Source organism: Dorea amylophila, assembly GCF_025567265.1.
GTDB lineage: Bacteria > Bacillota > Clostridia > Lachnospirales > Lachnospiraceae > Dorea_A > Dorea_A amylophila.
The window spans coordinates 145,667-156,954 of the sequence record NZ_JAOQJW010000007.1 but is presented as its reverse complement, the minus strand read 5'-3'; the positions used below and the strand labels follow the sequence as shown (position 1 = coordinate 156,954).

Sequence of the window (11,288 nt, the reverse complement as noted above, 5' to 3'; positions counted from 1 at the left end):
GTGTTTGAGGCGAACGCCGAGTTTGAGCGTAGTTCCTTTGCTTTTAGGTGATTCTGACTCTCTTAGTGTTTCTTATGGTATGGAACCTGAACAAGAAGCCTTATCTATTGTTTCCTTCATGGACTGAGAGGCCGCTTCCCCGTTCATAAATTAAATTCCAAATCAATTTAATTATCTTCCTCCTGAACAGTATAAGTCTGTCTCTTACGAGCCATCTCATCACTTTCAAGATATTCATCATAAGTAGTGATCTTATCGATCAGTTTACCGCCCGGAACAATCTCCATGATACGGTTGGCAGTAGTCTGTACAATCTGGTGGTCTCTGGAAGAGAAAAGAAGTACACCAGGGAATTTTGTCATTCCGTTGTTCAGCGCGGTGATGCTTTCCATATCCAGGTGGTTGGTAGGCTCATCAAGTATCAGTACATTTGCACCACTGATCATCATCTTGGATAACAGACAGCGTACCTTTTCACCTCCGGAAAGAACACGCACCTTCTTCACACCGTCATCACCGGAGAACAGCATACGACCGAGGAATCCACGTACATAAGTGGCATCCTTTTCTTCGGAATACTGGGTCAGCCAGTCTACGATGCTGTAATCATTGTCAAATTCACTTCCGCTGTCAAGTGGGAAGTAGGCCTGGGTTGTTGTGATTCCCCATTTATAAGTACCCTCATCCGGTTCCAGCTCTCCGGCAAGAATCTGGAAGAGTGTTGTCTTTGCGAGCTCATTGCTTCCGACAAATGCAACCTTGTCATCGTGGTTCAGAGTAAAGGAAATGTTATCCAGAACTTTTTCGCCGTCGATTGTTTTGCTTAATCCCTCTACCGTAAGGACTTCATTACCGATCTCGCGGTTTGGACGGAAGTCGATGTAAGGATATTTACGGCTGGATGGCTGGATGTCATCAAGCTGGATCTTTTCCAGTGCACGTTTTCTGGAAGTAGCCTGCTTGGATTTTGAAGCATTGGCACTGAAACGAGAGATGAATTCCTGCAACTCTTTGATCTTTTCTTCCTTTTTCTTATTGGCTTCTTTCATCTGACGGATCAGAAGCTGGCTGGATTCATACCAGAAGTCATAGTTACCGGCATAGAGTTTGATCTTGCCATAATCGATATCTGCGATCTGTGTGCAGACCTTGTTCAGGAAGTAACGGTCATGGGATACAACGATGACAGTATTGTCAAAGTTGATCAGGAATTCCTCGAGCCATGCGATCGCATCAAGGTCTAAGTGGTTGGTAGGCTCGTCGAGGAGCAGGATATCAGGATTACCGAACAGTGCCTGTGCAAGCAGGACTTTTACCTTTTCCGGACCATTTAAGTTCTTCATCATCTCATAATGCATCTCAACCGGAATGCCGAGACCATTTAACAAAGTTGCGGCATCGGATTCTGCTTCCCATCCGTTCATGGCTGCGAATTCGCCTTCCAGTTCGCTGGCTTTCATACCATCTTCATCGGTGAAATCCTCTTTTGCATAGATGGCTTCTTTTTCTTTCATGATCTCATAGAGTCTTGCATTTCCCATCATAACAGTATCCAGTACCGGATATTCATCATATTTGAAATGATCCTGCTGCAGGAAAGAAAGACGCTCACCTGGTGTGATGATAACTTCACCGTTCGTTGGTTCAAGCTGTCCGGACAGGATTTTTAAAAATGTAGATTTACCTGCACCGTTTGCTCCGATCAGACCGTAACAGTTTCCTTCTGTAAATTTAATATTAACATCTTCGAACAGGGCTTTTTTACCAACCCGTAATGTTACATTACTTGTACTAATCATATTGGTTTATATTCTCCTTGTCGTTTGAATCTCTGTTGATAGTGACTGCGTCCGGATTTGCAGACGCCGACTAGCATATAGTATCAAATATATGGGAAAATAGCAAGGGAAGTTCCTCTTTTCCTTCTATGAAAAAGGGTATATAATGGTAACTACGAAGAATAGAAAGCAAAAGAGAGGTATGAAGTTTATGATAAAAGCAACATTAGTATTGGAAGGCGGAGCCAACCGCGGAGTATTTACATCGGGAGTCCTTGATTATCTGATGGGAAAAGAACTTTATATGTCCAATGTGATCGGTGTATCTGCAGGTGCCTGCAATGCAGTTGATTATGTATCAAAACAGGCTGGACGGAGCAGGGAATGCGTGATTCACCGTGAGAAAGAATATGATTATGTATACGGATTGAAGAAGACATTGAAAGAAAAAGCACTGATGGATATGGATATGTTGTTTGATAAATTTCCGAATGAAATCTATCCATTTGATTTCGAGACGTATTTTGCATCCGAGATGGAATGCGAACTGGTTGTTACGAATTGCATCACAGGAGCTGCAGAGTATCTGTCAGAAGATAAGGATCCGGAACGTCTGATGAAGATCTGCCGTGCATCAAGCAGTATGCCGCTTGCAGCACCGATTGCAAATGTAGACGGAATTCCGTATATGGACGGGGGACTTGCAGACTCCATTCCGATCGAGTATGCATTGGAAAAAGGGAATGACAAGATCGTTGTAGTGCTGACGAGAAATCCGGGCTACCGCAAGAAGAGAGCGCTAAAAGCAACAGAACAGCTTTATAAAAGAGCCTATAAAAAATATCCGAATCTGGTACGTGCGATCATGACAAGAAATGCGGTATATAACAGGCAGATGAAGCTGATCGAAAAGCTGGAAGAAGAAGGGAAGATTTTTGTGATCCGTCCACTGATCCCGACCGTATCACGTATGGAGAAGGATTACGATAAGCTGCAGCATTTCTATATGCATGGAAACAGATTAATGAAAAAAGAATATCAGGGCCTGTTGGAATATCTGAACGAGTAGAGGAAGAATGAGACCAGAAACATTATTAGACTTTATGGGTGTGGCAGAACACCTGAAATGTAATATGCGCCATTCCAGAATGACAGATCACAGGCGGGAAAGCGTGGCAGAACACACGTATCGTCTATGTGTATTTGCGTGGCTGGTAAAAGAAGAATTTCCGGATTGTGACATGGATAAGGTGATGAAGATGTGCCTGTTCCATGATCTGGGGGAAGCGCTAACCGGTGATATTCCGGCATTTGTGAAGACGGATGACGACCGGGAAACAGAAGGAGATGCGCTCACACTGCTGACCGCAATGCTTCCGGGAAAAGAGCGGCAGGAGTTGGATGAATTGTTCGGGGAACTGGAAAGAGAAGAGACAATGGAAGCGAAGATCGTGCATGCCCTGGATAAGATGGAGACTTTGATCCAGCATAACGAGGCGGATATTGCAACCTGGCTTCCACTGGAATATGATCTTCAGATGACTTACGGGGAAAAAGAATGTATGGCAGATCCATATCTTACGAAGCTGCGTGAAGTGATCCGGCAGATATCGGAAGATAAGATCACCGCAGAAGGAGAAGACAGAGAATCGTCTTACTATATCAGAAAAGATATAGAGAATATGCATCTGTCGGAAGTGACAGATCTCTTACGGAGTACAGAATGGGCAGAAGACAGAACGGAAGAGATGATCCGGAAAAGTATGGAGAATTCTTGTCCATATGGTCTGTTTCTGAAAGCCGGCACCGGTGAAGGCAGAATCAAGGAAAGCAGTATGGCCGGAAAAGACAGACAGATTGGATTTGCAAGGGTTCTGACAGACGGCGTCACGACGTTTTATCTGATGGATTTCGTTATAGAAGAAAAGTACCGCAGTCAGGGATTCGGAACCATTTTGATGGATCGGATCATGAAAGAGAATGGGCACCTGTATGGAATGCTGCATACAAAAGATGCAAAAGCCTTTTATGAAAAATATGGCTTCCGTGCAATCGGAGATACAAAGAAAACAGAAGAAATATATATGGAAAAACCGTGCAGTTGAAAATAGCTGCGCGGTTTTTTTACAGATCTTCCAGATTGATATCACGCGGTGTTTCCATATGTTTCAATGTAATCTCATAGATGCGTGAAGTATCGCCATTCTTCATACAATCCAAAATAGCCATATGTTCCTCGTATGTCTGTTCCATACGTCCTTTATGTGCAAGAGAAAGTTCTGCCAGACGTTTCATACGGTACATGAACATGGCAAATACATTTGAAAACTGTATATTTTCCAGATAATCTATGATTTTTGTGTGGAACTGAAAATCATATTCGGAAAATTCTTTGATGGAATGTGTGGTTTCCATAATATCTTTCATACATTCCATGATCCAGTCAAGATCTTTAAAAAGCTTTTTTGCCTTACGGGAAGAGAACTCTTTACAGATCTGGACGGTACAATATGTTTCCAGCGCGGAACGTACCTGAAATGTTTCGTTTACATCTTTGCGGTTCATCTGATGCAGCATAAATCCTTTGCTGGGAATGATATCAATATAACCTTCCTGCGCAAGCCGGTGCACGGCATCTCTTAACGGAGTGCGCGAAATTCCAAGTTCTTTTGATAATTTTGTCTCGGAATAGACTTCCTGATAAGAAAAATGATTCTCCAGGATGAGCTTCTGGAGATAATTGTAGGCCTGTTCATTGAGTGGTATCATAGTAACTCCTTATACTTCATGATAATTATTTATTTAACAAAAATCATACATTTTTTCTATCAATATCATACAATACAGTCGCAAAATGGTCAAGAGAAAAGGAAAATAAGGGCTAAAAAAATTGTATATAATGTTAAGAAAATAACAAAAAGAAAATCGACTATATGTTAAAAATACACAAAAATAAAACGAAAAAACTGTTGAAATAAGAGAAAGATAAATAGCACCTTGACCGGTATACCGGTATGTAGTAAAGTGAAGACAGAAACAAGAAAGAACGATACATTTCGATGATACAAACAGAAATGAACATATGTGAAAATGTCATGTGAAATGGAAAAAGAAAGGATGTATGAAAATGAAAGTAGGATTTATTGGACTTGGTATCATGGGAAGACCGATGGCAAAGAACTTATTGAATGCAGGTGTAGAACTTATGGTATCAGACCTGAACAAAGAGGCAGTTGCAGATGTTGTGGAAGCAGGAGCAAAAGAAGCTTCTTATGCAGAGATTGGTGAACAGTGTGAAAGAATCATTATCATGGTTCCAAGCGGTGCAATTTCAAAATCTATCTTATTTGATGAAGATGGTGTTGCATCTACGATCAAAGAAGGAACTGTTGTGTGTGACATGAGTTCCGTAACACCGGTAGAATCCAAAGAATGCTATGAAGGATTAAAAGCAAAAGGTGTAGGATTTGTAGATGCACCGGTATCCGGTGGCGAGCCCGGAGCTGTCGCAGGAACACTTGCGATCATGGCCGGTGGAGATCAGAAAGACTTTGATGCAATGAAAGAGTATTTTGATATTCTCGGATCTTCTGCACTGCTGATCGGCGGAAGCGGAAGCGGAAGTGTTACAAAGCTTGCCAACCAGGTTATTGTTAATAACACGATCGCAGTAGTATCCGAAGCATTTGTTCTGGCAACAAAAGCGGGCGCTGATCCGGAGAAAGTATACCATGCGATCCGCGGCGGACTCGCAGGAAGTGCAGTACTGGATGCCAAGATCCCGATGATCATTGAACGTAACTTCAAACCGGGCGGACCGATCAGAATCAACCATAAGGATATCAAGAATGTCGTAAATACAGCACATTCGATCGATGTACCGATTCCATATACAGCGCAGCTTTATGAGATCCTTCAGACACTGAAGATCCATGGACATATGAATGATGACCACGGCGGAATTGTTCAGTATTTCGAAAAACTTGCTGATGTAGAAGTAAAAAAGACGGAAGAGTAAAGGAGAAGGAAACATGGCATTGAACGCAGAAGTATTAACTTCGTATAAGCAGATAGACGAAGCTTATATCGATGAACTGTTAAAGAAAGAAATTGAAAAAAATAATAAAAAGATTGTTGTTTTAGACGATGATCCGACTGGTGTCCAGACAGTGCATGATATTTCCGTATACACAAACTGGGAAAAAGATACCATCCGTCAGGGATTTGATGAGGAGAATAATTTGTTCTATATCCTGACTAATTCCAGAGGATTTACAGCAGAACAGACAACCAAAGCACACAATGAGATTGCCGCTGTGGTTGATGAAGTTGCAAAAGAGACCGGAAAAGAATATATATTCATCAGCAGAAGCGATTCCACTCTCCGTGGACATTATCCATTGGAGACAGAACTTCTGAAGAAAAATTACGAAGCCAATACCGGAAAGACGATTGACGGAGAGATCCTCTGCCCGTTCTTTAAAGAAGGCGGAAGATTTACGATCGATAATGTACATTATGTAAGATACGGCGAGGATCTGATTCCTGCAAATGAGACAGAATTTGCCAGAGATAAGACATTCGGTTACAGCGCAGCAACGATGCCGGAATATGTAGAAGAGAAGACAAAGGGAGCATACAAGGCTTCCGATGTTACATGCATTTCACTGGAAGATATCCATGATATGAATATCGACAAGATCGAAGAAGCATTGATGGCGGTGAAAGATTTTAATAAGATCATTGTAAATGCTGTGGACTATGCCGATGTGAAAGTATTCTGCGTGGCACTGTACAGAGCAATGGCAAAAGGCAAGGTATTCATGTTCCGTACGGCAGCGGCTATCGTAAAAGTTATGGGCGGAGTAACCGATCAGCCGCTTCTTAGCAGAGAACAGATGGTAGTAAAAGAGACAGATAACGGAGGAATCATCGTTGTAGGTTCTCATACGGATAAGACGACAAAACAGGTAGAAGAACTGAAAAAATTGACAGATATTGAATTCATTGAACTGGATGCAACACTTGTAAAAGACGATGAAGCATTTGAAAAAGAAGTAAAAAGATGTCTGGATCTGGAAGAAACATGTATCAAGGCAGGAAAGACGGTCTGCTGCTATACGACAAGAGCACTGATCACTGCAGATACAGGAGATAAAGAAGATGAATTAAGATTATCCGTAAAAATCTCAGATGCAGTACAGTCGCTGGTCGGCCGTTTAAGTGTGACACCAAGCTTTGTAATTGCAAAGGGTGGAATTACATCCAGTGATGTGGGAACAAAGGCACTGGCAGTAAAGAAAGCCAACGTTCTTGGCCAGATCAAACCGGGAATTCCGGTATGGCAGACAGGAGAAGAAAGCAAATTCCCAATGACACCATATGTGATCTTTCCGGGAAATGTAGGTGAGATCACGACATTAAGAGAAGCAGTAGAAGTATTAACATCCGACAAGCTTGCGTAAAGAATATCTGGAATCCTTTCATAGATTTATATACTTATATACGAAATGAACTGACTGAGAATGAAAAAATAAACAAAAACGAACACGATATACTGTGGAAATAAACAAAAAGATTGATAAAAAATAGATTATATTGACAAAAACGAACAATAGATGTAACATGTAAACATAACAGAACAACAATAAATGTTTGAAAATGTGAAAAAAGGAGAATGATTATGCCACAGTGTGTTGTGATCGCAGATGACCTGACCGGGGCTAATGCGACGGGAGTACTACTGAAAAAGATGAATTATAAAGCATACACAGTCATGAATACAGAACGGATCGAACTGTCGACCTTATCGGATTGTGACTGCGTATTATATCCGACAGACAGCAGAGGAGTGGATGCACAGATCGCATATAACCGGGTACACAATGTCTGTAACCTGCTTAAGAATGATAATGTAAAAGTGTATGCCAACCGGATTGACAGTACACTTCGCGGAAATCTCGGAAGTGAGACGGATGCGATGCTGGACAGCCTGGGAGAAGATTACATAGCAATTGTTGCACCGTGTTTTCCGGCTTCGGGAAGGATCATCTGTGGAGGATATATGCTGGTAGATGGGCTGCCGTTACATAAGACGAATATCGCCGTGGATCCGAAGACACCGGTAAAGATATCGGAAGTAGGGGAACTTTTCAGACAGCAGAGTAAATATCAGGTGTCAACGATCTGTATGAAAGATCTGATGTATGGGAAGCATTATCTTGCGGATCTGATGAAAAAATGCGTTGAAGAAGGGAGCAGGATCATTACACTGGATTGTATTACACAGGAAGATCTGGATCTGATTGCAGATGCAGTGATCACCAGCGGATTAAAAGTCATCGCCGTAGATCCGGGAGTATTTACCGCAACGCTATCCAGAAAACTGATCACTCCGAACAAGAAAAAGCAGAAGACAAAGATTCTTGCAGTGGTAGGAAGCGTGAATGCCAATACCACAGCCCAGATGGAAGAACTGTGGCTCTCACAGAGAACACATAATGAATTTGTTCATACAAGAGAACTTCTGGAAGGTGAAAAACGCAGAGAACTGGAGATACGCAGAGTGGTCAATTCTATCCTTGGTGAATGTGACAGAAATAACATTTCAACAGTAACCGGAGACGGAATCTATCCGGAGAACAGAATTGATTTTGCTCCATATATGGAGAGATACCAGTGTTCATTAGATGAAGTAACAGGAATGATCAACAGCGCATTTGCGGAGATCACATACCGGATCTTCAAGGCAGAAGACACATTCAAGGGACTGTATACTAGTGGCGGAGATGTCACGGTTGCTGTCTGCAAAAGGTTTGATACCGCAGGATTAAGTCTGCAGGATGAAGTACTTCCGCTTGCCGCTTACGGACAATTCTTAAAAGGCGAATTCGAAGGTGTACATATCATTACAAAAGGCGGAAGCCAGGGAAATAAAGATGCAATCAATAAGTGTATTACTTATTTGAAAGAAAAATTATATATCTAAGAAAGGATGAGAGAAATGAAGAAACCAGTTATTGCAATTCCAATCGGGGATCCGGCAGGTGTAGGACCGGAGATCGTGGCGAAATCCATTGCATCCGATGAGGTGTTCCAGATTGCAGTCTGCGTCATTGTCGGTGACAGAAAGATTTTGGAAAAAGCAATCGAGATCACAGGAGAGAACTTAAAGATCAATGAGATAAAAGAGCCGGATGAGGCAGTGGATGAAAAGGGAGTGCTGAACCTGATCGATCTTGACAACGTGGATATGGATACATTTGCTTACGGAAAAGTAAGCGGCATGTGCGGAAAAGCGGCATATGAATATATCGCTAAGAGTATCGAACTGGCAAATGCGGGCCAGGTTGATGCAGTTGCAACGACACCGATCAACAAGGAATCTCTTCATGCAGCAGAAGTTCCATATATCGGTCACACAGAGATATTCGGGGCACTGACACATACGGAAGATCCGCTGACTATGTTTGAGACGAATGGAATGAGAGTATTCTTCCTGACACGTCATGTATCACTGAGACAGATGTTAGATATGATCAAAAAAGACAGAATCATTGATTATGTCAAACGATGCACAAAAGCATTGGAAAGACTTGGCGTGAAAGAAGGGACTATGGCAATTGCAGGATTGAATCCGCACAGTGGAGAACACGGACTCTTTGGCTGGGAAGAAGTTGAAGAGATCATGCCGGCAATTGAAGAACTGAAAGCAGAAGGCTATGATGTGGCAGGACCGATCGGGGCGGATTCGGTATTCCATCAGGCTGCGCAGGGCAAATATACCAGTGTATTATCGCTCTATCATGATCAGGGACATATTGCAACAAAGACGCTGGACTTTGAAAAAACGATTGCGATCACAAATGGTATGCCGATCCTTCGGACATCTGTGGATCACGGAACCGCTTTCGATATTGCGGGAAAAGGAATTGTAAGCGCAGTCAGCATGATCGAGGCAATCAGACTTGCAGCGAAATATGCACCGAATTTTACCGGAAAATAAGTAAAAGAAAACAAAAAAACAAAACGTAAAAAAGGATGGCAGCAAAAACTGCAAAAACAAAAAGAGAGAACGTAGGAGGTCTGAATTATGGTAAACGGACTTAGTGGGGAAAGAATGCTTATCGGACTGGCAATAGGTATCGCAGTCCTGATATTTTTAGTATTAAAGACAAAGATCCAGGCATTTCTCGCCTTGATCATCAGTACAGTTGTAGTCGGCGTGATTGGCGGCATGCCGCTTACAAATATTACAATTGAAGTAGACGGTGTCGAGAAGACATTTGGTATCGTGAATTCGATCACTTCAGGGTTTGGCGGAACTCTGGGAAGTATCGGAATCATCATTGGATTCGGTGTTATGATGGGCCAGATCTTTGAAGTGACAGGTGCGGCCAAGAGAATGGCACATACATTCTTAAAACTCTTCGGTAAGAAGAGAGAAGAAGAAGCCCTTGCACTGACAGGATTCCTGGTATCGATTCCAATCTTCTGTGATTCCGGATTCGTTGTACTGGCACCGATTGCAAAGGCAATCTCCAAAGCAACGAAGAAATCTGTGATCGGACTCGGAACAGCACTGGCAGCAGGTCTTGTAATCACACACTCCCTGGTACCACCGACACCTGGCCCGTTAGGAGTCTGCGGAATCTTTGGAGTAGACGTAGGAAAATTCATCCTGCTGACACTGGTACTTGCACTTCCGATGGCAATTGCATGTATCGCATATTCAAGATTATATCTTTCAAAGAAATACTACAGAATCCCGAACGAAGAAGGCGAGATCGTAGAGATGCCTTACCAGGAGCCTAATTACGAAGCAGCATTTTCAATGGATATGACAGGTGTTCCGGGAGCATTGGAATCCTTTATGCCTCTGATCATCCCGATCATTCTGATCCTGATCAATACCGTGGCAACAGCGATGGGCAAGACAGAAGGATTCATGAATGTACTTGTATTCCTCGGCCAGCCGATCGTAGCAGTCGGACTGGGACTGATCGTAGCAATTCTGACACTTGGAAGAAGCCTTGACAGACATGAAGCTCTTACAGAAATGGAAAAAGGAATGGCTTCAGCCGGAATCATCATGCTGGTAACAGGCGGAGGCGGAGCTCTTGGACAGATCATCAAAGATTCAGGACTTGGAACATTCATGGCGGAAGGACTTGCAAAGACAGCAATCCCGATCATTATCCTGCCGCTTCTGATCGCGACAGCAATGAGATTCATCCAGGGTTCAGGAACAGTAGCAATGACAACAGCAGCAAGTATCACAGCACCGATCATCGCAGCATCAGGTGTAAGTCCGATCCTCGGAGCAGTAGCATGCTGTGTGGGCTCTCTGTTCTTCGGATACTTCAATGACAGTTACTTCTGGGTAGTAAACAGAACGCTGGGCGTGAGTGAAGCGAAAGACCAGCTCCGCATCTGGTCTGTGACATCAACGGTGGCATGGGCAGTCGGAGTAGTAGAAGTGTTGATACTGAATATATTCATGTAATGTAT

9 protein-coding genes are annotated in these 11,288 nt (G+C 42.7%); 7 read left to right on the top strand and 2 right to left on the bottom strand.

Features of this window, described 5'->3' with window-relative positions; translation table 11 throughout:
- Window positions 1–167: 167 nt before the first annotated feature.
- Window positions 168–1,799, bottom strand: a complete 1,632-nt coding sequence (locus OCV72_RS06175) for an ABC-F family ATP-binding cassette domain-containing protein (protein ID WP_055282698.1) — start codon at window positions 1,797–1,799, stop codon at window positions 168–170.
- Between the two features lie 190 nt (window positions 1,800–1,989).
- Here OCV72_RS06175 and OCV72_RS06170 point away from each other — a divergent pair, with 190 nt between their 5' ends.
- Together OCV72_RS06170 and OCV72_RS06165 are read left to right on the top strand one after the other, a co-directional pair.
- Window positions 1,990–2,847, top strand: coding sequence for a patatin-like phospholipase family protein (locus tag OCV72_RS06170; protein ID WP_055282695.1), 858 nt, complete (start codon window positions 1,990–1,992; stop codon window positions 2,845–2,847).
- Between the two features lie 7 nt (window positions 2,848–2,854).
- A complete protein-coding gene (locus OCV72_RS06165; protein WP_055282693.1) occupies window positions 2,855–3,883 on the top strand; it encodes a bifunctional HD family hydrolase/N-acetyltransferase in 1,029 nt (342 codons plus the stop codon).
- Between the two features lie 19 nt (window positions 3,884–3,902).
- On the opposite strand, the gene OCV72_RS06160 is transcribed toward OCV72_RS06165, so the two are convergent.
- A complete protein-coding gene (locus OCV72_RS06160; RefSeq protein ID WP_055282691.1) occupies window positions 3,903–4,547 on the bottom strand; it encodes a GntR family transcriptional regulator in 645 nt (214 codons plus the stop codon).
- A gap of 352 nt (window positions 4,548–4,899) precedes the next feature.
- Here OCV72_RS06160 and garR point away from each other — a divergent pair, with 352 nt between their 5' ends.
- The 5 genes from garR (at window position 4,900) to OCV72_RS06135 (ending at window position 11,283) form a co-directional block, all read left to right on the top strand.
- Window positions 4,900–5,796, top strand: a complete 897-nt coding sequence (gene garR / locus OCV72_RS06155; protein WP_044925025.1) for a 2-hydroxy-3-oxopropionate reductase — start codon at window positions 4,900–4,902, stop codon at window positions 5,794–5,796.
- Between the two features lie 13 nt (window positions 5,797–5,809).
- Window positions 5,810–7,243 (top strand): four-carbon acid sugar kinase family protein, encoded by a 1,434-nt coding sequence (locus OCV72_RS06150; protein ID WP_055282689.1) that lies wholly within the window; start codon window positions 5,810–5,812, stop codon window positions 7,241–7,243.
- Between the two features lie 218 nt (window positions 7,244–7,461).
- The gene (locus tag OCV72_RS06145) at window positions 7,462–8,766 is read left to right on the top strand and encodes a four-carbon acid sugar kinase family protein (RefSeq protein WP_055282687.1); all 1,305 of its coding nucleotides are present in this window, start codon (window positions 7,462–7,464) and stop codon (window positions 8,764–8,766) included.
- Window positions 8,767–8,781: 15 nt separating this feature from the next.
- Entirely contained in the window at window positions 8,782–9,783 is a 1,002-nt protein-coding gene (pdxA, locus tag OCV72_RS06140) for a 4-hydroxythreonine-4-phosphate dehydrogenase PdxA (protein WP_055282685.1), read from the top strand.
- Between the two features lie 87 nt (window positions 9,784–9,870).
- Window positions 9,871–11,283 carry a GntP family permease gene (locus OCV72_RS06135; protein WP_055282682.1) on the top strand — a complete coding sequence of 471 codons (1,413 nt, stop codon included), beginning with the start codon at window positions 9,871–9,873 and terminating at the stop codon, window positions 11,281–11,283.
- The last annotated feature ends 5 nt before the right edge of the window (window positions 11,284–11,288 follow it).